Genomic DNA, 23732 nt, shown 5'->3' with positions numbered 1-23732 from the left:
TTTTTGTAAAGCCTTATTTTTATGCTACTGGATAATAAATATTCACAAATATGATACATGTAAAATCGGAGGATACTATAATTGATATAGTTGAAAAAATACAAGCGCAACAAAACTGAGACATAGTACTTGATTTTCCACTCTGACACCCAATCTTACATAACTATATCTCACTCAAGATCTTAAAATCCAAAGTATGAGACCGTAAGCTCATTATTGCAACAAATGATAGAATAGGGAGAAAAATTGGGAAACAACTGTGAATCGAGTACTCAGTTATAAAAGACAGTGCATTCATAAAACAATCAACATGAGATAAGCTCATGCAACACAACTTCACATTTATAGAGTATTTAAAATTTCAACTCAAGTCATATTTTACTGAACTCAAACATAGTTTTGAAAGTAATAAAAAACTCAATTCACTTTGAAAATATTCTCGTATTTATAATGAAAAGACTTGAGTTTGATTATTCTTATGAGCATTTCTTATTTCTCTTCTACTTTTTGTATTTATTTATTATTTCGCTGTTAGTAAAACATATATTTATATTACTCCTGAAGTGAGTGTAAAAAAAGAGGCCTATAATTTCATATTCAATGAAAATGATGATAATGTAATACTTTGAAATAACAAATACATAAAAATAAAAAATGTTGTCAAAAGTGTAGACATTCAAGAAACGTATACAAGTAGTGAAATTAAGAATAATTCAAATGATGTTTCTGCTTGAAGTATTCAGTTTTACAATGAAACCACTGATGCTATTACCCTTATTAAGTGAACGAGGGTCAGAACAGAATCTTGAGTTGTGTTTACTCTTGATGCAGAAGTGACAATTCCTGCAGCTCTTACAGATAACTTCTGAGAAAATTCACCCTGAATATCAGAATGATCGGTTACATCTAAAAGTAAAGATGAAGCTGGAGTTTACGTAGGAACGAGATGAAATATATCGACTGATACATCCCTTACTATCCCCTGACTCGAAGCTGAATTACAAAAACTCATATATGCTAAAACTATTGAGGATTTTACAGGATGAATTGATGATTTTGAAACTGTTGTGTCTCAAGAAGACATAGATAACGCTATTTTATTATTTTGAGCAAAATTAAAATCAGAAGTGCTACGAACTCTTAAGAATTCTATTGCTGAAGAAAATGAAATAAATAATACTCAAATAGATATTCTCTCATGATGAAAAAGTATTAGATACTGAGAGGCGACTATCACAGTGCTTGAAGATGTTCAAGCAGGTGATGTACGAGATAATTTTGTACTGAAATGAAATATTGAAATTCAGGCTTATACGTACAATAGAGAAAGTGTTATCCAAAAATTAAAAACCCTCTTGAGTGAACGTAACCTAGAATGAGTAGAAAAGATATCTTTGGTTGATTCTAGTTCTCTTCGGATGTCTGAGATTATCTCCTCACAAACTAATCCCTTTCAAATGAAAGCAACCTTTGAAATAGAAGCACTTCTCTTACATGATTTCCTTCACACACAAAACAAATATATAGAGCAACTAAAGTCAAAAGTGCAGGGACTTCAAAGAAAAGAAGCTACAAAAACACTGATTAATGACCCGAAAATTAGAAACGTAGAAATAAAAATACGACCATTCTTTATAGATAGCGTCTCAAAGATTCAAAATAATATTATTTTTGAAGTAAGATAATAAAAAAAAACACTGATTAATCTCAGTGTTTTTTCATTCCCTCTTTTCTAATTATATATTTTCAGTGAAGTTTCAGAGTATATGAGATTATTTCAAATCATAAATACAAAAGCAGAGCAAGATACTGTATCCACAGCATAAATACTATTATACTCGCTCAGGCAGCGAATTTACTTCAAAAATCCACCAGTCCAAATATCAGACTCATAGCTATAATAGAAAGTACCGTTATTACGGACATAAATAATCATCCAAGAAATGCTCATCCATTTGTTACCTGAGCCAGTATCATAAATCGAAGTAGAAATGCGTAGAGTATCGTATAGATTGCAAGAGTGGTCCCAAAATTCAGAAAACTCACTAAAAGTGTATTTGAAAAGAGAATTGAAATTATATTCTCAACAACAAGTGAAGCTCCTATAACACTGAGAAATAGAAGTATAAATAATAATCCAACTAAGTGAGTTTTTATAGTATAGACTATGTTTGTAGTATTAGTATCAATCATCAGTCCAAAACTATTATTTACAGATAGGATAAATGTTGAAATGAGTTTTGTTCAGGACCAAAATAATAAAACAACTGTTATGATTCCAATCAAAGATCCTTGAATCTCAAAATCCTGTTCAAGAAATTGTTGTATCAGCTCTCCAGAATCACCAGGAAGGGTCGCTGCTAGATTACTTACATAGTTACGAAAGAAATCAGAGCTCCCAAAGAGTATCTTCACAATAAATATCAGAAAGAGTATCAATGCTGGCAAAGAGAGCAAAGTATTGAATGCAAAAGCACTTGCATGAACACTCCCATTATGTCGAGAAAATGAGTTTTTTACATATTTTATATGTGTGAGAGACTTAGAAGCGAAGTTCATAGCTATTATTTAGAATTGTAATATTGGTATTATAATAAAAACTCTCAATATTGAGAGTTTTTATTTCTATGATTTCTTCGAATTTGCTATATTTGCTACAAAATACTTTGGATCTTCGATAACATTTATATCTACTACCTCCTGCGCATCTTTGATAAGTTTTCGACAATCTGGAGAGAGATGTTTAAGATGTAATTTCTTCCCTGCATTTTTATATTTTTCAGTAAGTGAGTTAATGGCTTCGGTTGCTGAGTGATCCATAACTTGAGAGTTTTGGAAGTCTATGATAACTTCGTGTGTATCAATACTGATATCAAAGAGCGTTTTAAACTTGGTAATAGAACCAAAAAAGAGTGGACCGTTGAGGTCATAATGTGTTGTTCAGGCAGTATCAATATATCTCGTGACTTGTATTTGTTCAGCCTTTTTCCAAGCAAAGCTCAGTGCAGAAATAATGACTCATGCTACCACTGCGAGAGCCAAGTCACCACTGATGACCGTTATGGCAGTTACAGCTACAATCACAAACGCGTCAGCTCTTGGTATTTTTGGAAGGAGTTTAAAAGTAGGCCAAGCAAATGTCCCGATAACGACAATGAACATGAGTCCTACAAGTGCTGCAAGTGGAATAATCGCTATGAAACTCGTAGCAAACACAATCAGGAGTATCAAAAAAACTGCCGCAGATACACCAGACATACGTCCCCTCCCCCCGTTTGAGATATTGATCATCGATTGACCTATCATGGCACATCCTCCCATTGCTCCAAAAAATCCACAAATAGTATTTGCTATCCCCTGACCAATTGATTCTTTATTATTATCACCACGTGTCTCTGTTATCTCATCAATGAGGGTAAGAGTCATGAGCGACTCTGTGAGTCCTATAATAGCAAGTACCAGAGCATATGGGAATATAATCACCAGCGTATCAAGAATCCCAGTCGTGAGAACAGGAATATGGAAACTTGGGAAAACTCCTAAGAGTTCAGAGTAGCCATTAGCAGCTAGGTAACTTGAAACATTTCATACATTCTCAAATCATGGAATGAATATAACTATAAGCGTCACTACCACTATGGCAACAAGACCTGATGGAAGTACCTTTGTAAATTTTGGGAGATAATAAATTATAGCCATAGTTAGAGCTACCAGTCCGAGCATGATAACGAGTGGAAATCCAGATATCCATTGCTCTCCTACTTTAAACTGTTCAAGTTGTGACATAAAAATAATAATCGCAAGACCGTTAACGAAGCCAAGCATAACAGTATGTGGGATGAGTCGGACGAGTCTCCCAAGTCCAAAGATTCAAAATAGTATTTGGAGTACTCACATGAGTACGAGTGTAGCAAAGAGATATTCTATTCCAAAATCACGAACGAGTGATACCATAACTATGGCAAGTGCTCCCGTTGCTCCTGATATCATACCAGGTCTCCCTCAAAATACTGCAGTAATAATCCCAACTATAAATGCAGCGTGTAATCCTATAATAGGATTAATATCTGCCACAAATGAAAATGCAATAGCTTCAGGTACTAGTGCTAATGCAACCGTTAAACCAGATAATATATCGGTTTTGAGTTGTTTTGGATCTCAGAGTTCACGTTTGAAATCCATGATTCCAAAGAAGTGTAAGATGGAGAGTAACATGATGCTTGTTTAAAAAAATATTTTAATAAAAAAACTCTCTGTTTGAGGCAGAGAATTTCTACTTTATACTGACTCATCAGTAATGATGCCGAGTATATATAATAATGCCTTGAAGTAAATACTTATATGACAGAGAGTTTGTAAAAATCTCTGTCATCTCACTCATCTCGTTTATATTGTTCTATAAGTGCTTGATTATTTTGAAATGATTGTTGTTCTCTGAGATATCTATTGGCTTTCACTTGAATAGCTTTTCCATAAATAGTATCGGAGAAATTGAAAATATACACTTTACAACTCACTTTATTTCCGTCATTAAAATGTGGACGAAATTATGTACAAAAATAAAAACTCTCAATATTGAGAGTTTTTTATATATCAGATTTATCCAAGATAGTTATTTTATACATAGATCAATGAGTTAAGAGTTTATAATTCTTATTGAGTTCAAGTTCATTAATAACCTTTCATTCTGCATCAAGGACGAGACTATATCATTTTAAGAGTATCTTTTTAGGATCATTATACTTTATATTTTTGTATATATTTTCTAAAGATTGAGATAGGATTTGAATATGATATTTCACTTTTTTATCTACTATGAATCCTTCAAGCTCTTTTTTATATATCTGAACTTTTTTTGAAATATGGTATGGTATATCTTTTGAGAGCCCCTCAAGTTCAAGAGTATACCTTTTTACGAGATCTTGGATTCATAACACAATATACTCAAACTCTGATTCTATATCTTCTTTGTATTCTTCATATATATCTATGAGCGTTTGAGCCGCTTCACTTGGTGTTTTACAATCATATCTTGCCACCATATCAAGTATACTCTTGTCGACTGTATGTCATACAGCAGAAATGACTGGTACTCTAAATTTACACACCATTTCACATAGTTTTCTATCATTAGTCCAGTTCATTCATTCACTTCATCATCCTCATCTCATGATTGCTACACCATTGTATATCTTTCAATTATCTATTTGAGACATAATTTTTTGAAGTTGCTTGAGTACTTCTCAACTTGCTTTTTCACCGTGAACGAGTGATGGAAATATTGTAAGCTTGTAATTAAATCATGATTCACTCAGAATAGTTTGAAAGTCTTTGAATCACTCACTTTTTTCTCACGAGATAACAGCAATATGAAATGCTGGTTCTCATAACTCTGTCTCATGATTGAGGTAGAATATTTCTAAGTCTTTTAAATGTTCAATATCTTCTTGTTTTTGTTTTTCAAGTCAACCAATATAAAACTCAGAATATATTTTTAGAATATTAATCGAAAAATTATAGGTTTTATGAAATGTTGGTCTGACCGTAAGTAAGAGTTTTTTACCAACGAGTTCTTGAATATCTAAAATATTAATATCTCTCAAAAAAGAAATCATAATACTCGGATTAAAAATATGAGAACGTGCTGAGTCTACAATCTTTCAGTTCTGTATCTCAACCAAATCGATGTAATAAAAATTCCTATTTTGTTTAATAGCTTTCACTTCAGCTTCAATGGTATAACTATGATATCAAATAATATCATCAAACTGAGATTTGATGATATCAAGAAACTGAGAGAGTTTAAGTTTTACTTCTTCGTTCATTATTTCGTTTCATCTTCTAATTTAGCACTCACTCCTTCTAGTTTTTCACCACAAAATTTATACAGTTCTTTTGCTTCTTTTTGAACCTTGATAAGTGTATCTACGTCAATGACTTCATCCTTATCAAGGAGGTCTGAAATCTCTTTAAGTCTTTCAAAGGAATCTTTAAATGTTTTTGCTTTTGGCATATATATATTATCTTAAAATGTATTACTCTATACTACGTGTAAATATGATTATAACAAAAAAATCCCCAAAGTGAGGATTTTAGTAGTAATCTTAAATGGCAGGCCCACTAGGAATCGAACCTAGCTCGCAGGATTTGGAATCCTGAATTCTAACCGATGAACTATGGGCCTATACATTTTAAAAATAAGATTTTTACAAGGCTTAATTTGCATCTTATTTTTAAAACTTGAGTGCACTATATAGCGTATCTTTTAAAACTTGTAAGTTCTGTAGAACCTAGAAAGTCTTTTACTTTCACACTTGGATCTATCACAAATGCTTGTTCTAGAAGTGATACTTCTGACTTAAATTTCCCCATTTTTCCTTCAATAATTTTGAGAAGTACTTCGTCTGGTTTGTTTCCCATATTTGGGTCATTTTTCATCATTTCAAGTTGAATTGCCTTTTCTTTTTCGATAATATCATCAGATATTTCTGACTCTGAGAGATATTCTGGGTTTGCTGCAGTAACGTGCATAGCAACTTGTTTCAGTTTTTCTTCGTCTCCACCAGCTTCAGCAACTACAACTGCAGCAAGCTTTGCATTTGAGTGAACGTATGAAGATACAGTTCCACCTTCAATAATTTCATAATCTTTTACTTGAAGATTTTCACCCATTTCCATAGAATAATTTGATTCTAATAGTGTTTGAGCTTCTGATTTAGATGCAACACCATTATTTTTCAGGTGAAGAGCTATAACTTCAAGCATAAGTTTGAATTTTTCAGAGTTTGCAAGAAAATCTGTTTCACAAGAAACTGATACAACGTACGCGTTTGTTCCATCAATAAGTATTTTAAGACCTCATTCAAGTGCTTCTCTGTCAGCTTTTTTAGCTGCTTTTGCAAGTCCTTTTTTTCTCAGTTCTTCAATTGCTTGTTCGATATCACCGTCAGTTGCTTCGAGAGCTTTTTTACATTCCATCATACCGATTCATGTTCTTTCTCTTAGTTCTTTTATGAGAGCAGCAGTAATTGCCATATTTTAGTTTATTAGTACATATAAATATATATTGTTCTATTTTTTAAATGTTTCTTCTATTTTTTCTTCGATAACATCAAGAAATTCTACCTCAATAGCTTGTCCCTTAAATGCTTTAAAAGCAAAATATACAGAGAGTCAGATATAAAGTATCACTGCAATATTTTGGAAATACCAGTTCAGTAACAATAGTAAAATGACTGCAAATACAGATAGTATAAGAGAGTATTTTACATGATGCATCAGAGCTTCCTTGTTCGTTTTAGCCAAAGCATACATAGAGATTGCTCCAACAAAAAATGGAAAATACGCGAGTGCGTGCACTATATTTTGTTTTTGTAGAAATGAAATATTTAAAGTTTCATTTTTTTTATTATCTATCGGCATAAAATGAAGTAAGAATATAAATGATACTTCCAGTATATATAAGCAGCCTCAAAAGTTAAAATTATTTTAATAATAAAATTATTTTGAAGTTTCTGTTTTTTTCGTTTCATCTTTTTTTGCTGGTGCTGCAGTATTTGCTTGAGCAGTTTTAGCAGGAGCAGCTTTTTTAGGCTGAGCTTTGAAACCTTCTTTGAGAGCTGTAGCAAGATAATCAAGAGATTTTACAGAATTAGTATTTGCAGGAATAGATTCTTTTACTTGGTATGGATCACCATTTGTATTATAAATAGCAAAACATGGAATTCCAAGAGTTTGAGCTTCTTTTACTGATTGTTCTTCGTAAATACCATCAACTATAAAGAGAGCATCTGGAGTTTTTTTCATTTCTTTCAGACCTTTAAATGCTTTATCTAGTTTTTCTAGTTCTAGCATTTTAGCAGCTTTTTCTTTTTTAGTAAGCATTTCAAATCCACCAGTATCTGCATCTTTAATAAGCTTGAGATATGTAGCGATTCTTCCTTTTATTGTCTTAAAGTTAGTAAGAAGTCCAGGAACCCATTTTTCAGTAACGTAGAAGTGACCAGTAGATTCAGCAAGTTTTGCAAAAGCGTCTCTTGCTTGAAGTTTCGTAGCTACAAATAGTACTTTTTTTCCAGAAGCATTCAGCTCTTGAAGTTGAGAGATAACCTCTTCAAGTTGAGTAGCAGTTTGCGTTAAATCTATAATATGAACTCCGTTTGTAGAACCATAAATATATGATTTCATTTGTGGATTCCAGTAATTAGATTTGTTTCAAATATGTAAGAGATTATCAAACATATCTTTGAGCATTTTTTTATCCATAGGATGGTGAGTTAATATATACAAGCCTTAGAGTATAAGACTTTAAATAAATATTTTTGTGCAGTATTGCTTCCCAAAAATATTTTAATTACGCAGCTGAGTCTTCTTTTTTTGATTTCGCAGGTGCTTTTGTTGCTTTTGGTTTTTTCTCTTCTGTTTCGTCAGATTTTTTTGCTTTTTTAGGAGCTACTTCTGCGTCTATTTTATCTTCTTCAGATGGACCATCCTTCATTTTTGGTTTAGAGTCTTCTTTCATTCCTTCTGGAGCTGGTTGAAGCGCTTTAAGTGAAAGACCAATTCGTTTCTTTTGTGGTTCAAAGTTGATAATTTTTGCTTCAACTTCTTCTCCAACTTTCACATGATCTCTAATATCTTTTACAACGTGGTGAGAGATTTCAGATAAATGAATTAACCCTTGTATACCACCATCAAGATCCATAAATGCACCAAATTGAGAAATTCTTGAAATTGGAGCTTTAATTGTATCCCCAGTTTTCACTTTTTTCGCAAGTACATCCCAAGGATTATCTTTGAGTTGTTTGATAGAAAGTGAGATTTTTTCTGAATCAAGTCCAATAACTTTCACTTTAACTTTCATTCATACTTTCGCAAATTTTCCAGGGTTGTTAACATGCCCCCAATCAATTTCAGAAACATGAACGAGACCTTCAAGACCATCAAAGGTAACAAATAAACCATAAGAAAGAATACCAGATACCACTCATTCAACCACATCTCATTCTTTGAGAGTTTCGAGTGCTTTTGTTCGTTGTTCTTCCATTGCAGCTTTTTCAGAGAAGATGATTTTCTTTCCTCAGTCATCTACATTGATAACACGAACTTGGAAATCAACTGTCAGAAGTGAGTTCAAATGTTCAAGTATTTTTTCTGGATCTGCTCCTTCAACACGTGGATAGTGAAGTGGTGTCAATTGAGAAACTGGTATAAACCCTTTGAGACCATCAATATCAACAAGGAGTCAACCTTTGTTTGCTTCACTTGCTCGAACTGTCATAACTTCACCTGTTTCAAAGTTTGAATTCAGAGCGTTGAGACTCTTGATTTGATTTGCTCTCTTAAGAGAAAGAATCAGAAGTCCTCTTTCTACAGAATCACCAAGAACCATAACATCAATATTTTGACCAGATTCAAGAGTATCTATATCAACACTATTCCCAAGTTCTTTAGAAATAACCAAACCAGTAAACTGGTTGTTAACATTTACAAGTATGTTTTTCTTTTCGATTTTTTCAATCGTACCAGTAATTACTTCTCCTTCTTTTGGATATTGTATTTCTGGAGAATTTTCAAATAACTCTGAAAAGAGTTTTTGATCAGCACTCAGTGCTTTTTCTTTTTTTGCCATAGCTCAAAGAATATTAAAAAATAAAGTAGTGAAATCCTTGCTCAGTGAGCGCAATCACTGTGACTTTCGTCAGGAATACTTTTCAGGGGCTTAAAATCTGAGAAATATGTCCGAGAATTTCGCTTAAAAATTAAGTAGTAAAAATTTGAAGTAAATTTCCACTATATAATTTTGAAGTACCTTTTTTATCAAAATATATGGGGTGCCCGAAGGGTCTCGAACCCTCGACCTCCAGAATCACAACCTGGCGTTCTAACCAACTGAACTACGGGCACCGTATATTGAAAAAATTGCTTTTTTCTAGAAAAAGCCTCAGAAGTATATAAAATTGGCTCTCAGAGTCAAAAGATTTTTACATAATATTTGGCTATTTCTGTGGAGCTATGATATCATAGAAATAACTATTATCAAACTAAAAACAATGGAAATACTTTCAAACGCAGAGATAGTCATTCGACTCATGGTAACTCTCGCTATCTGTATAGCTCTTTGAATAGAACGTGAGCTCAAAAGTCAGCCTGCTGGACTGCGAACCCATGTCCTTATTTGAGTTGGTTCATGCCTTATTATGATAATATCCATTCTGGTTCCAGAGATTTACAATTCTAATATTAATGACCCAGGCAGAATTGCAGCTCAAGTCGTATCTTGAGTGTGATTTCTCGGTGCCTGAGCAATCATGAAGCAATGATTTGATACAAAAGGACTTACAACAGCTGCCAATATATGGGTCACTGCTGCTATTTGACTTGCTGTTTGAGCTGGGCTCTATACTCCAGCACTTTTTACAGCTGGTATTATTCTTGCTAATCTTGTTATTATTACAAAAGTTAAATCAAGATACCTTCATCCTAAAAAATATTGTAGTATCCACATTATATTTGAGACAAAACAAAAAAGTCTAGAAAATATATATGAACAAATAAAATTAGAGCCTATTAAAATTATCTCAAAAAACATCAAAGAGACGGATAGTTGAGTAACACTTGATATTGTCTCTCGAATTGACTATGATACAAACCTCTTCACTCTCAAAGCTAATATTGAGAGAATAACAAAAGCAAAGAAGATATCCATATCTGAAAATATGCGCTATTAAAAGAACTTTTAATTTTTCCTAATATTCTTAAAATACTTAGTATTATTCACTAAGTATTTTTATTTTGGTCGATTTCATACCTAATTTTATTGTACAGTCAGAAATGATACTCAGAATTATATTTGTAATAATTGCTAGTTGAATTATTGGTCTTGAGAGAGAATATAAATGAGAATCCGCATGACTCAGGACTCATATACTCATTTGACTAGGAGCTTGTATAGCTATGGTTCTGTCAATCTCCTACATAAATCTCAATCCAGATTCTGGGATAGATGCACTGAGAATAGCCTGATCAGTTATGTCGGGAATATGATTTTTATGAGCTTGAGCTATCATGCAAGTAGGACTCAATACAAAGTGACTCACTACTGCAGCAAATATATGGGTCGTAGCTGCTTTATGACTCCTTATTTGAGCAGGATTTTATTATATCTCAGTACTCGTTGTAATAATTATCCTCATAAATCTCATAGTAATCTCTAAACTAGAAAAATACTTTATTTTTGGATATATGCATTTCCAAATGAAGATTCAACTAGAATCAGAAGATATGGATATTTCAGATTTAAAATCAGAACTTACCTTACTATGTATTAAACTCGAGTCACTTGAATATAGTGAAGAGGAAAAATGAATTTCAATAAAAATCACTGGAAGAATACAAAGAAGCAATTCACTCGGAGAAATATCAAAAAAATTGAAGCAAAAATTTGATATCAAAAAAATATCAATAATCGAAAATTAGTTTTTCACTTGTTTTAAAAAACTTATAATTATTTTTCTGTATTTTCCAGCTTGCTGGCTAAGTAATAGTTGATTGTGTTTTTCAAGTTCATGTACCAGAGTATTCCTCAGTTTATGCAGAGTCCAAATGTCCTGAATATTTGTAATTTCTTTTGGTGTACGTTTCAGTATCTCACCAAACGTGCCAGAATATCCGAGTTCTTGTAGAATATGATGATACACCTTATCATACTGCACGATTTGTTCTGAAGCAGAGAGTTTCTCAATAGATTTCGTATGGCTTAAAAATTTTTGATAACTCAATGATGAAATTGTTTTCTTGTGAATTCAGAATAAAAGTTTTATAAAATTCCACATTATATTTATATATCAAATCAAATAAGAAGAGTCGCGTCATATGCATCAAAATCTTTAAATTTTGGAACAAGATATTCATGTACCGCAAGTCACGGTGAGCTTGAAATTACAGAGTCTCTTTTAATTTCATGAAATTTTACACTTGGAAAAATTACTTTTTCTCAAGCTTGTAATACTATGGCTTCATCTGGATCTCTCAAAGAGACGTCATGCGTCGCTGCAAAAAGTACTTTTTTTCTGAGAGCTTCATAGACTCAATGATTTCGATCTTCTTCCAGTGAAAATATTTGTTTTCTATCTACCCCATCAAGTAGTACCACTTCCCTAATTCATTGAATATTTAAAAGAATATTTTTTTCTTTTTCAATAACTTCTTCAAGCGTTTCTTCTACAGTAAATTCTGTTAGATTATTTACTTTCTGAGATGAAAGTGGTAGAAGTATTTGATCAAGTGATGAAATATTTTTTCTCTCGCTATCATCCATACTATGAAGTGCATTAAGTATTTTGTATACTTTTTCAATGTTGGGAATCTGTTTTGCTTCTAAATCCCCAACTGCTCCAGCACTACTTCGAGCAAAAATAGTTCCATAACCAAGAGCATAATGCATAATATTATTCTTCGAAAATGCCATATCTCGGATATTTTTGAAATGAATCGACATATGAAACTTTGAAAATATTCAGTTTCGCACTTTAACAATTATCTTCTCGTTTGAAATGATAAAATACGATTTTACCCAAAAGAAATAGAACCAAGCAAAAATCAATACTGCAAAAAGTACCTCAAAAATAACTATAATCGCAATATTAATATCAATGAAATAGAATAGAACGCTTGAAATAATAAATAAAGGCAAAAATACAGCCAAAAATTTAGTAATCGGCACAATAATATGCTGATGTGTTTTATAGAGTATTTTATCTGTGAAGTGTTGCATAGGAAATTATTTTTGAAGTTTTTTAAACTTATAGATAACTTATTTCTTGAGTAAATTTACAAATGCTTCACTTGGTAAACTTACCTTACCAAATTGTTTCATCTTTTTCTTCCCTTTCTTTTGTTTATCCAAAAGTTTATTTTTTCGAGATACGTCTCATCCATAGAGTCCTGCTGTCACGTCTTTTCGGAAAGCTGAGAGTGTTTCTCGGGCAACAACGTTGTTCCCTACTCCTGCTTGAATTGCTATGGAGAACTGTGCTCGTGGGACTACCTCTTTGAGGTTTTTCGTGATTTTTCCACCAATAAATTTGGCTTGCGATTCATGACACATAAGTGACAGTGCTGCGATTCTCTCTCATGCTATAAATATATCGAGCTTAACGAGTTTATCTTCATTATATTTAAGAAATTCATAATTGAGTGAAGCGTACCCACTTGAAAGAGATTTCATCTCATCATAAAAGTCTCCAATAAGTTCGTTCATCGGAAGTTCATAGGTCAGCATTACTCGAGACTGATCAATAAATTGCTGATTTTTAAATACCCCTCTTCGTTCTTGAGCTAGTTGCATCATCGCTCAAACAAAATCTAGCGGAGTAATAAGTTCTATTTTTGCAATTGGTTCTGAGATAGTTTCAAAGGCATCGCGAGGAGGAAGATCCTCAGGATTTGAAACTGATATAATTGTCTTAGTTTTTGATTCATGCTCTATAAGTTCTGGGGAGAGTCTTGAATATTCTGATTTTTTATCACCATACATTCTGAGTTTATACGTCACCTGAGGCGCTGTCATGATAACATCCATATCAAACTCTCGAAACAGTCTTTCTTTTACTATATCTAAATGTAATAACCCAAGGAAACCACATCTAAATCATTGACCAAGTGCTGCTGAAGCCTCTGTTTCTTTCTGAAGTGCGGAATCATTGAGCATCAGTTTTTCCATAGCATCGGCGAGTTGTGGATATTCATCTGTTGCGACAGGAAATACTCACGCATAGATGAATGGAGTCACTTTTTTAAATCATTCTATTGCCAAGCTCTTCTCTGGTTTATCCTTTGGTCATTCAACATTTTCAGCTTTCCAAAGTGTATCCCCTACTTTTGCGTCACGAATAGACTTTAGTCCTGTTACGACGTACCCAACTGAACCATTATCAATCAGTGGAGCACTCATATATCATGGTGCAAAATATCCGACATCAAGAGCTTCGATTTTTTTCCCTGTATTTAAGAAATGAAGACTATCTCATTTTTTTATCTGACCTGAAAATACTTTTACATACGAAACAACTCCTCTGTATGGATCATATTGGCTATCAAATACAAGAGCTTTTAGTTCTTGATTTTGCACTTCAGAATTTGAATCAAACACGACTGGTTCGGGAATTCTCTGTAAAACTGCATCGAGTACAGCTTCAACATTTTCTCATGTTTTAGCTGAAATAGGTATGATATCTGATTTATCACAGCCAAGTAGATTAATAATTTCTTCACTTACTCTCTCAACATCAGCAGCTGGAAGATCTATTTTATTAATCACTGGTATAATATCGAGTTCATTTTCAATAGCCAGATATACATTTGAAAGTGTTTGAGCTTCGATTCATTGAGTCGCGTCAACAATAAGCAGGCATCATTCTACCGAAGCAAGACTCCTTGAAACTTCATATTGAAAATCGACGTGACCTGGAGTATCAATAATATTAAATTGAAAACCCTTCCACATCATTCGAACAGGTTGCAATTTGATTGTGATTCCACGTTCTTGTTCGAGTTCCATTGTATCGAGCATTTGTCCGTGCTTCATATCACGTTTATCAATCGTCCCAGTGATCTCCAGAAGTCTATCAGCGAGTGTAGATTTACCGTGATCTATATGTGCGATAATACAAAAATTTCTAATCTTATCTAAATTCATAGAGTGCGTGATTCTTAGTGCTAAAATTTGGCAGTAGTGTAGCTATTAAAATAGAAAAGTAAATATGTATCGAGATTTTTATTTTTATTATGCTGAGTGCAAAACAAGCAATACTTTTTCTCTGGTTGAATAGTTTAATACAAATATATCTGTTATACTTTTTTGTATATATTTAGGTACGATAATACTGAATATATGAAGTACGAGGAGTAATAAAATAGAGAGCATTCAAATAAATAGAGCTATTTTTTGTCTCAGAGGAAGCACTACTACGGGTTCAGTCGTTGTGGCATCATAGGCGTCAGCTTGAGAGACGATAAATTGTGAAACTTTTGGAAGTTTTGAAGTTTTAGTTTTTGCTGGTTTTTTATAGAACCATGAATATCTCTGAGCCTGAGTTATTTCAAAGTTTCAAGCATTTTGAAGTAAGTACTCATTTTTAGAACTTATTACTCTCATATCAAAGTCATATATTCAAGCTGCGAGAGATTTTGTTTTAAGGAGAATTTTTCCATTTTTATCAGAACGCACAGTGAGAAATACTGTATTATTTTTATATAATTCTAGTGTTGAATTTGGAAAGGTATTTCATGTTATTTTCAGTCATCATCTTTTGAGAACGAGAAATTTGAGTTTAAGATATTGGCTCATAACAGTTTCTAGTTCACTATTTGAAATGAGACTCTTCAACTCTCAGATAGTAAATCATTGAAATATTGCACCACTTAAGAGTTCGTTATCTTTTATTTTTCTTTCATACGTCACTGAATCTAAGAGATTCTCTCCACAATGAAGTTCTACTGTATCTTTAGAATTTCAAAGAGTTATTTTTGTTTGATATTTAAAGAAATACTTTTTTTCTCAGGCTCATAGTATTTCACTTCAAAAAATATATTTTTTTGACCCGTCTGATATATAACATCCTTCTAGATTTTTATATACACTACTTGTATTTTGTATTTGTATAAATTCAAGAGTATCTTTTCAAGCCGGATTTGGAAGAATATCTCATAGAATCACTCAGTTCATATCTCTTTGTAAAAACTTAATTTTTTTATTATCTGATGAAAATAATACTTCATCAAGCAGTCACTTTTTCTTGCTTCATTTTGAGACACTATTATTCTGAACCAAAACTTGGAATATTGCCTCTTGTAATATTTTTCCGTCTTTAGATACTTGAAGTTTGAACGTATATTCTCATAGTTCAAGCCAGATTCATGCTGGATTGAGTTTTGTAGTAATTATTTCATTATTGAGTAACCATACATAATCAAGTCATTTTTTTGAGCCAGTTATAATTCCATTGAGATTTACATTACAGGTATCTTTTCATTCACATATAAGAGTAGAATCCTGAAGTGTTTTATTTTTAGATAGTTTTCATTGTAGTTCTATCTCTACTCAAATATCTTGAAATTCTGGATCTGTAATTACAAAATTTTGTGCTACAACTTTTATTTCTTTTTCTTTTTTTATTTTCAACTCTCTGGTGCTCTCTAAATTTAAAACGTTGAAATATATTTTTTTAAAATTTGTATCATTTCATTTTTCAAAGACCGTAAGTGATCCTTTAAATTCTCATATACCGTATTTTATAAGTCCAGGATTACATCTGGTATGTGTTAAATCGTTGGACGCAACTCATTGTCAAAAATCCCAGAAACATTTTTCGTATTTCTCTTGCGTTTTATAATCAAGATTCATACTACATTTTTCTTTTTTACACTTATACACATTGAATCCATCTAAGATAACTCATGATTGAACTATGATTTTTTTCATCACTACCGTAAATACTGAAAATGCCTTATTTTCTCATGTAATACTCTGAGAAGTAGAAATTGAAAATTTTGGAACATATCATGAGTTCATGAGTGTCACTTTTTTTGTAGAAAATACTTCAGGATGAGTTTTAGAAAAAATTTTAAACTCTAAATCATAGTTTCAAACCGGAAAGATAACTGTATTAGGATTACACTTATTTTCTTCTCATGTGATTGTTCAAAATCCAAAATCTATTTCACAATAGAAATCATTTTCTTTGAATCCTTCTCAAAAGCTTGAGTCAAGATTGAAATTAGCCTTGCATTCATCTATTGAATCGTCGCACGTAAAGAGAGAACTATCATCTGAAGGGATTATATAACTTGGTCGCTGAAATTCTATTTTTATATTTGGAGCAGTGATACTATTATCTATATTTTTACTCAAAATAGTTGAGTCAATAGATTCTATAGTATCTTTTTCTGACTGTAGATTGTTTATAGTTATGATTTTTTCTGTAAAAGTAATAGGACTCTTTTTTGGAAATATTTTAACAGATATTCTATGTATTCATACTGGAAAAATTACGGTATTTGGATTGCACCTCTCTTCTTGTCATGTTATTTCTCAAAATCCAAAATCTATAAAGCATTCATACTCTGACTTTGAAAAATCGCCTATAAAGCTCTCTTCAAAATTAAAATTAATTTTACACTCATCTTGAGAATCATCACAATCATAAATATCAACTCATGACGTTTTTAAAATATAACTTGGACGCTGAAAATCATACTTTATTTGTGGCAACTGAGTAACTATTTTTGTAAGTAGTACTTTATCTCCTGTAGCATCTTGTATATAAACTTCATCAGACATAAGTGCTTCTCAGGATATCAGTTGCTCAGTAGTATCTGTACTCAAGTCTTCAAAACTCAAAAACTCTCACTTTTCAGAATTTTCATAATACACTGAATCTACAAGTTTATATTCTCAATCATAGAGAAATATTGTTTCTTTAGTATTATTTAAAATAATTTTTGTGACCGTTCTAAAAAAACTTTTCCTTTCTCACGCTTCGAGTATATCTTCAGCTCAAAATATATATTGTTTACCAGAAATATCCTCTAATGTGTATCATGAAAGTGACTTTGATTCTTGATAATTATTCTTTATAGTCACATATTCTAAATTTTTATCATCAAGCGTATTAGGAAAAACTTCTGCTATCTCAAAAGAAGCATTGGCTGATATGCAGAAGTACAAAAAAGTAAAAATTCAAAATAATATTTTCTTCAGCATATGCTCATAGAATTGTATATAAAGAGAGTATACGAAAAAACAGCTCATATAATAAAATAATAGCTGGACTTATAGCTTTATTTTCCTCTACCTAAAAAACTTTGCCCAAATTGCATCCCAAGCTATAAAGAGTGCATTACTCGATTTTTGTCACTTTGAAAGTGAGTACTCAGTGTAAATTATTTCTACAGATACTTCTCCGTATGCAAGATGATTCTGAGCCACTTGTTCCGTGATTTCTGAAGCGTATGCCATAGAATCAGCTGTAAGACGAATCTTTTGAAGTGTCGCGAGTCTAAAAACTCTATATCAGTTATGTGCATCCGATAGTTTTATTCAACTGAGTAAATAGGTGAATATTCTTCCTCACTTGAGAACTATTTTTCGGATAAATGGGATATTTTGAAGGGAATCTTTTTTGAGAAATCGTGAACCGAAAACAATATCAAGATGTGGGTGTTTTTTGAATGCCCGCATAAATGTCTCATAATCAGAGATTCTATGTTGTCCATCAGCATCAAAAGTCACCACAAACTCAGTTTCTCCAAATCGTCTCAAGTATTCAAATCACGTTTCGAGTGCTGCTCATCCACCCCTATTTTTAAAATGTTTTAAAACTACAATTTCAGAAAATCTATCTTGTAGATTGAGAAGAATCTTGTGAGTTGAGTCAGTTGATCAATCATCAACTACGAGAATATTTTTATAGCCTGAATCAAGTATAGAATAGAGTGTAGTTTCTAGGACTTCTGCTTCATTGTAACTGCGTACGAGAAATACTTCATTTCCTGAAATGATTTTTTTATCACTGGCATTTATAGCAAGTTCTCGAACCATGCGAGATATGTGGTGCTTATTATTTTCTACTTTTGTGAGTAACAATAGAACGAAATATAGCAAAAAGATAATTGACCCATACACGAGTACATCTGCTCACCTTTGAAGTCCAAATATTCTTCAGAGATTATTAAGAACTCATGGAAAAAATGTAAACACTAGGAGTCAACTTCCAATTAATATAAATATAAAAAAATGCAGCGCATTAAATTTTTCTTTTTTGGCAATATCGAGCGCTAAAATAAATATAATGAGCCCAGAAATGATGAAAAATACTTCGAGTAAGGTCACGCTTGATTTTTAACAAAAATAATTTCTCGTAATTTTAGGGAAAAAGGCATTGCAGTCAAAGAAATTGTTTTTATACTCATTTTAATAATATTAAATATATAATATGAAAAATATTTACGAGTGAGTGAAACAATGTCATTATAGAATTTCAGCAAAGGCAATACTCAGAAATTCAGAATGAAAATTTGCCCTGTGTTTAAAAGAAATGTTGGTTGACTGAGTTCTTCAATCACGACTTGATATTCCTTGAGGATGAATTGACCACTGAGAAACAGCAATAGAAACTATAAAAAGAGAGATTTTTGAAGAAATGTGACTTATAGTAAGGCATATCGATCCAAGTCCAAAATATTTTTTTACCTGAGAAAGTACTTGTACACGAATTCCAATGTGAATAGTTTGTTATGAAACAGAAGTAGAAAATTTTGATTATACCCCATCGGAGGAATGTAGAGTAATGAATTTTTATTCCCTCGAAGAAGCACTCAATGCAGATTTATATCCTGCAGTAAGAACGAGTTTAGAAGAAGCTCAAAAATTATTTTGAAAATTTTAATAAAAAAACAAGAAGCTTAAGCTTCTTGTTTTTTAGTTAGATGAGAAAAATTCAAAATCTTTTTAGTATGACGGAATATATAAAAAATATAATTATTGTCATAACAACCGAGAGTCCTAATGCTCCCCAAAATCAAAATTTTTCTAAGAAAAAAGGAAACGTTAAAAACATCGGGAGAGTAGGAAGTACATACCAAAACGTATAGTACATATGATTTGATATTTTTAAAGTACTTACTCAATCAAAGTGTAACCAAAATAATGTCAAAATTGTCATGAGTGGTAATGAAATAACCAAGGCTCAGAATTTATCTGAAACTTTGGCAAGTTCTGAAACTCAAACAATTATAAATGCTGTTATTATATATTTTAAAACGAGATATGTCATAATATTTATTTAAAATTTCATTTTGAAACTAAAGTTATTGTAACTTTGTTATTGGATAAATTTCTCCAATACCAACCATGTGTTCAAGTAAATTCAGCCGTTAAAGTTGCTTCATCGCTAGACTGCTTTCATTCTTTTACCGTCTTATAAGGAAGAAACTCTTTTCATTCTTCAGTTGTGGGTTCTCAGTGTTGATCAAAATATATAACTTCTGATGACTGCCAACTAAAGCGCATTTCATCTCATTTATTCATATCAAATTTAACTTCCCTATCCTCTCAAGCTTCTAAAGTATAGGTTTTTTCTAACTCTTTATATTCATAAGAGGATCAAGTATTTTCTGTATTGGATACTTGTTTATTCACTGTATCTTGAGTTACACTAGTACCTGTTTCTAATGTTTCTGATGATTCTTGAGAATCTATAGATTCAGCTACATAATTTGGAGCCAATTTATTTAATCAAGTCAATTTTCAAGTTCCAAATGGATCTATACCATACTCTGCCGGTAAAATAAGAGTTAAAAAAATTATTGTAGCTCATGTTGCAGTATATTTCACATTTTTTAAAATTTTTTCTTTACTATATTCAGGTTGTAAATTATTCATGTTTTAAGTATTTAATTATTAAGATACAAAGTATCAAGTAAGTTGAAAGGCTGTAAGCAAAAATCATGCTAGCATTAAGAATCCATTAATAAAATAGGATTTTTTAGGGAAATTTTCATCCATTCTCAGATAAGAAAATCAAACGAGGACAACAATGAGAGCTAGAATTTGACCTATTTCCACTCAAATATTGAAACTAATAATATTAGTAAGAAGACCCTCTTTAGAAAAAGTATAATCTTGAAGTTTCGTAGCGAGTCAGAAACCATGGAAAAGACCAAAGATTCCTACAGCAGCTTTAGTATTTGGTTGAAATCAGAAGACTTTTTTAAATCATCCAAGATTATCAAATCATTTATATACAACTGATAATCAGATAATTGCGTCTATAAGGTAGGGATTCAGTACAATTCATCCTAATACTCAAATTAACAATGTCGTACTATGTCAGAGAGTAAATAATGAAACATATACGGCAACATCTTTTAATCGATATAAGAAAAAAATAACTCACATCAGAAACAAAATATGATCATAACCTGTAATCATATGCTTTGCTCATAAGTACATATATTGTAATATTGCAGGTCATGAGTTTGTTTCCATGAAACTAGCATCTCAGGACGAAACTCCATGAGCAAAGGCTGAAAATGGAATTATAAAAAGACTCAAAAATATTAAATTTTTTAAGTACATAAAATATTAAATTAAGAAAAATAAAAAAATAGAGATTTTAATATATTTCTTTAAATATTAGATTTAATTATTTTGATAGTATCGGTATAGGAGTAGTTTTTTATAGGTCTAAAAAAATATGGAGGATAGTCTTTTTTTAATAAATTTTTGGTATCAGGAAAATATCTGAATGAGTAATTGAATTTTTCATTTTTCTTAATAGCAACTAACGCTAAAATTTTTCACTTAACTTTATTATTTGATTTTTCAATACCGAAATCATTATCTAATTCTCCTTCATGATTGATATCAGAGTGGTCATGGTGAGTATGATTATTATTTTCATCAAATCATAATAGATTTTCATCATGATGAACGACATGATGAGATGCGTAAATCATGCTATGATGAAATATCCCCAATAGTAAAGAGATTAAAAATAACAATCATATAAATATTTTCTTACTCAATCTCAATATTTTTAAATTTAACTATATATAAACGTAAAGATAATTAAAAGTAAATAAAAATCAATAATTTAAATTTATGTTTTTTCAAACATTTCCTCAATATCTTCTCTGATTTGCGATACGAGTTGTAAGTCTGTAATATCAGCAATTTTAAGATCAGGCAGTCCTGATTGTCGCACTCAGTAGACTTCTCATGGTCCTCTAATTTCTAGATCAATTTCAGAGAGCTCAAAACCATTATTTGTTTGCTCCATTGCTTTGAGTCTGTCTGTGTTATTTCATGTTGTTGGGAATAAATAACAATACGATTGATGTTTTCCTCGACCAACTCTACCTCGAATTTGATGCAATGAAGAGAGCCCAAATCGTTCGGCTCACTCTATACACATAATAGTTGCGTTTGGGACATCGACTCCAACCTCAATAACCGTAGTACTGGAAAGAACTTGGATTTTATTTTCTACAAACTCCTTCATGATTGCTTCTTTTTCTTTTGCTTTCATTTTCCCGTGAATGAGACCAACTCGAAATGGTGACATGATATCAACAAGTGATTCATAGGTACTTACTGCATTGGCTAAATCCATTTTTTCTGATTCTTCCACGAGTGGAGAGACCCAAAATACTTGTCGTCATTTCTCGAGCTCACTTCTCACAAAAAGTTCAATTTGTCTTCGCTCTGCATCATTTTTTGCTACTTTCGTATGTATGAGTTTTCTCCCTTTTGGATATTCTGAAATAATGGATAAATCTTGATCTCCGTACAAGGTCAATGCAAGGGTACGAGGTATAGGAGTTGCAGTCATATTCAGATTATGTGGGATCAATCCTGAACCATTTCAGAGTCAAGACTCTAACACTCCTCTTTGATGCACTCAAAATTTATGCTGCTCATCAATGATGACAAATCATAGATTTGAAAATAAGACATCTTCTTGCACAAGTGCATGGGTTCCTATGATGACATCCACATTTCATTTTTTGAGTTCGTCTTTGATTGATTTTTTCTTGCTTGCTGTCGTACTCCCGACTAATAAGTGAGAGGTCAGTCAAAACTCTATGAGCATATTTTCCATACTCGAAAAATGCTGTCTTGCAAGAATTTCTGTTGGAGCCATAAACGCGACTTGTATCTTGTTTTTTAGTTTCTCACTTTGCTTAATCGCGTGTATGAGCGCTATAAGAGCCACTATAGTTTTCCCTGTACCAACATCTCACTCAAGTAGTCTTTGCATAGAGTGAGCTTTTTCCATGTCTTTGAGAAGCTGAAAAAGAGCTATTTTTTGACCTCACGTAAGCTCAAAAGGTATGTGAGTCATGATTTCTTTTATATACTCTGCGTCCATAGGAATTGGAAGTGATTTCCCTTCTGAAGCTTCAAATTTTTTATACTTCGAAGAAATAGCTGTATAGTTAATTTTATAGAGCTCTTCATATGCTAGACGATGTTTTGCTATTTCAATATCGTGTGAGTTTTTTGGAAAATGAATTTTATAAATAGCTTCTTTACGACTCACAAAATTATATTTTTTTATAATTTCTGTTGGAAGATTTTCTTTGATATCAGAGATGTATGATTCAAGATTTCACATCTTTGATTCTATCCACCTTCCCGGAATATACTGCGCGTCTGAATAAATTGGGACAATTCAACCCGCAATCTTAGAGAGATCAGTTTCTGTTTCAGGAGACACAAAGCTTACTTTTCCATAATTGTATTTCACTTTTCAAGATAAGAGAATCTTTTTCCCTTTAAAAACTCAAAGCTGCGAAGCAAGATATTTACGATTAAACCAAACTGCTTCAGCTAAAAATCCATTTTTATCTTCTACTACCGCTTTAGATAAAAGTTTATTTCAGCTGGTTCTCGTAGTCTCAAGCGAGACCAAAGTAACGAGAATTGTATTTTTTTCTTTGAGATTTATCAAAGAAAAACTATCAAGTACTTCTGTTCGGTCCTCATACTCTCTTGGGAAAAACATAAGCATATCCGAAACTGTTTTCATTCCCCCTTTTTCAAGAGCTTTGATATAGTTATCGGTTGTTCGAAGCAAGGATTTTGTGAGTGGTGTTGTTAGCATAAAATTTTTTTATTTTCTTTAGTATAGCCTTGAATCCTCAAATTTCAAGCTTGCATTTTAACT

General features: G+C 32.0%; 23 protein-coding genes and 2 tRNA genes. 4 read left to right on the top strand and 21 right to left on the bottom strand.

Annotated features, from left to right (window positions below; translation table 25 throughout):
* Positions 1 to 50: 50 nt before the first annotated feature.
* On the top strand, positions 51 to 1685 hold the full coding sequence (locus GW846_01690) for a hypothetical protein (protein ID NDK09470.1): 1635 nt from the start codon (positions 51 to 53) through the stop codon (positions 1683 to 1685).
* A gap of 16 nt (positions 1686 to 1701) precedes the next feature.
* Here the strand turns inward: GW846_01690 and GW846_01685 are convergent, their stop codons facing one another.
* From GW846_01685 to GW846_01635, 11 genes are all read right to left on the bottom strand, one after another.
* Entirely contained in the window at positions 1702 to 2559 is an 858-nt protein-coding gene (locus GW846_01685; GenBank protein ID NDK09469.1) for a YihY/virulence factor BrkB family protein, read from the bottom strand.
* Between the two features lie 66 nt (positions 2560 to 2625).
* The gene (locus tag GW846_01680; GenBank protein NDK09468.1) at positions 2626 to 4182 is read right to left on the bottom strand and encodes a SulP family inorganic anion transporter; all 1557 of its coding nucleotides are present in this window, start codon (positions 4180 to 4182) and stop codon (positions 2626 to 2628) included.
* Between the two features lie 155 nt (positions 4183 to 4337).
* Complete coding sequence (locus GW846_01675; GenBank protein ID NDK09467.1) at positions 4338 to 4505, bottom strand: hypothetical protein; 168 nt, start codon at positions 4503 to 4505, stop codon at positions 4338 to 4340.
* Between the two features lie 81 nt (positions 4506 to 4586).
* Positions 4587 to 5825 carry an exodeoxyribonuclease VII large subunit gene (xseA, locus tag GW846_01670; GenBank protein ID NDK09466.1) on the bottom strand — a complete coding sequence of 413 codons (1239 nt, stop codon included), beginning with the start codon at positions 5823 to 5825 and terminating at the stop codon, positions 4587 to 4589.
* The gene (locus GW846_01665) at positions 5825 to 6013 is read right to left on the bottom strand and encodes an exodeoxyribonuclease VII small subunit (protein NDK09465.1); all 189 of its coding nucleotides are present in this window, start codon (positions 6011 to 6013) and stop codon (positions 5825 to 5827) included. The genes xseA and GW846_01665 overlap by 1 nt, the downstream gene beginning before the upstream one ends.
* Before the next feature lie 96 nt (positions 6014 to 6109).
* Positions 6110 to 6184: transfer RNA gene (locus GW846_01660), tRNA-Trp, on the bottom strand.
* A 65-nt stretch (positions 6185 to 6249) separates the two neighbouring features.
* Positions 6250 to 7035: a translation elongation factor Ts gene (gene tsf / locus GW846_01655; protein ID NDK09464.1), complete on the bottom strand. Its 786-nt coding sequence runs from the start codon at positions 7033 to 7035 to the stop codon at positions 6250 to 6252.
* 36 nt (positions 7036 to 7071) lie between these two features.
* Positions 7072 to 7422: a hypothetical protein gene (locus tag GW846_01650; protein NDK09463.1), complete on the bottom strand. Its 351-nt coding sequence runs from the start codon at positions 7420 to 7422 to the stop codon at positions 7072 to 7074.
* A 78-nt stretch (positions 7423 to 7500) separates the two neighbouring features.
* Positions 7501 to 8265, bottom strand: coding sequence for a 30S ribosomal protein S2 (rpsB, locus tag GW846_01645; protein ID NDK09462.1), 765 nt, complete (start codon positions 8263 to 8265; stop codon positions 7501 to 7503).
* An 88-nt stretch (positions 8266 to 8353) separates the two neighbouring features.
* Positions 8354 to 9631, bottom strand: a complete 1278-nt coding sequence (locus GW846_01640) for a S1 RNA-binding domain-containing protein (protein NDK09461.1) — start codon at positions 9629 to 9631, stop codon at positions 8354 to 8356.
* Positions 9632 to 9829: 198 nt separating this feature from the next.
* Positions 9830 to 9906, bottom strand: a tRNA-His gene (locus tag GW846_01635).
* Positions 9907 to 10052: 146 nt separating this feature from the next.
* Here GW846_01635 and GW846_01630 point away from each other — a divergent pair.
* On the top strand, positions 10053 to 10730 hold the full coding sequence (locus GW846_01630) for an MgtC/SapB family protein (protein NDK09460.1): 678 nt from the start codon (positions 10053 to 10055) through the stop codon (positions 10728 to 10730).
* Positions 10731 to 10794: 64 nt separating this feature from the next.
* Positions 10795 to 11478, top strand: coding sequence for an MgtC/SapB family protein (locus tag GW846_01625; protein NDK09459.1), 684 nt, complete (start codon positions 10795 to 10797; stop codon positions 11476 to 11478).
* Here the strand turns inward: GW846_01625 and GW846_01620 are convergent.
* From GW846_01620 to GW846_01600, 5 genes are all read right to left on the bottom strand, one after another.
* Positions 11475 to 11834, bottom strand: coding sequence for a hypothetical protein (locus tag GW846_01620; protein ID NDK09458.1), 360 nt, complete (start codon positions 11832 to 11834; stop codon positions 11475 to 11477). The two genes, GW846_01625 and GW846_01620, sit on opposite strands and share 4 nt — an antisense overlap.
* A gap of 5 nt (positions 11835 to 11839) precedes the next feature.
* A complete protein-coding gene (locus tag GW846_01615) occupies positions 11840 to 12775 on the bottom strand; it encodes a PH domain-containing protein (GenBank protein NDK09457.1) in 936 nt (311 codons plus the stop codon).
* A 39-nt stretch (positions 12776 to 12814) separates the two neighbouring features.
* Positions 12815 to 14698, bottom strand: coding sequence for an elongation factor 4 (lepA, locus tag GW846_01610; protein NDK09456.1), 1884 nt, complete (start codon positions 14696 to 14698; stop codon positions 12815 to 12817).
* A gap of 87 nt (positions 14699 to 14785) precedes the next feature.
* Complete coding sequence (locus GW846_01605; GenBank protein ID NDK09455.1) at positions 14786 to 17728, bottom strand: lamin tail domain-containing protein; 2943 nt, start codon at positions 17726 to 17728, stop codon at positions 14786 to 14788.
* Positions 17729 to 17851: 123 nt separating this feature from the next.
* Entirely contained in the window at positions 17852 to 18892 is a 1041-nt protein-coding gene (locus GW846_01600) for a DUF2304 family protein (protein NDK09454.1), read from the bottom strand.
* A 103-nt stretch (positions 18893 to 18995) separates the two neighbouring features.
* Between GW846_01600 and GW846_01595 the strand changes: the two genes are divergently transcribed.
* Positions 18996 to 19448: an NUDIX domain-containing protein gene (locus tag GW846_01595; GenBank protein ID NDK09453.1), complete on the top strand. Its 453-nt coding sequence runs from the start codon at positions 18996 to 18998 to the stop codon at positions 19446 to 19448.
* Positions 19449 to 19484: 36 nt separating this feature from the next.
* On the opposite strand, the gene GW846_01590 is transcribed toward GW846_01595, so the two are convergent.
* The 5 genes from GW846_01590 to recG all read right to left on the bottom strand — a co-directional run bounded on the left by GW846_01590 (position 19485) and on the right by recG (position 23669).
* Positions 19485 to 19835 carry a DUF3147 family protein gene (locus GW846_01590; GenBank protein ID NDK09452.1) on the bottom strand — a complete coding sequence of 117 codons (351 nt, stop codon included), beginning with the start codon at positions 19833 to 19835 and terminating at the stop codon, positions 19485 to 19487.
* Between the two features lie 5 nt (positions 19836 to 19840).
* Entirely contained in the window at positions 19841 to 20443 is a 603-nt protein-coding gene (locus GW846_01585) for a hypothetical protein (protein ID NDK09451.1), read from the bottom strand.
* Positions 20444 to 20461: 18 nt separating this feature from the next.
* Positions 20462 to 21139, bottom strand: coding sequence for a HupE/UreJ family protein (locus GW846_01580; GenBank protein ID NDK09450.1), 678 nt, complete (start codon positions 21137 to 21139; stop codon positions 20462 to 20464).
* A gap of 50 nt (positions 21140 to 21189) precedes the next feature.
* A complete protein-coding gene (locus GW846_01575) occupies positions 21190 to 21519 on the bottom strand; it encodes a hypothetical protein (protein ID NDK09449.1) in 330 nt (109 codons plus the stop codon).
* Between the two features lie 143 nt (positions 21520 to 21662).
* Positions 21663 to 23669 (bottom strand): ATP-dependent DNA helicase RecG, encoded by a 2007-nt coding sequence (gene recG / locus GW846_01570; protein NDK09448.1) that lies wholly within the window; start codon positions 23667 to 23669, stop codon positions 21663 to 21665.
* Positions 23670 to 23732: the final 63 nt, after the last annotated feature.

The organism is Candidatus Gracilibacteria bacterium (genome assembly GCA_010119145.1).
In the GTDB taxonomy this organism is placed as follows: Bacteria; Patescibacteriota; Gracilibacteria; order BD1-5; family UBA6164; genus JAACSU01.
Note: the sequence above shows the minus strand (reverse complement) of the source record. Positions and strands in the feature narration are given on the sequence as shown.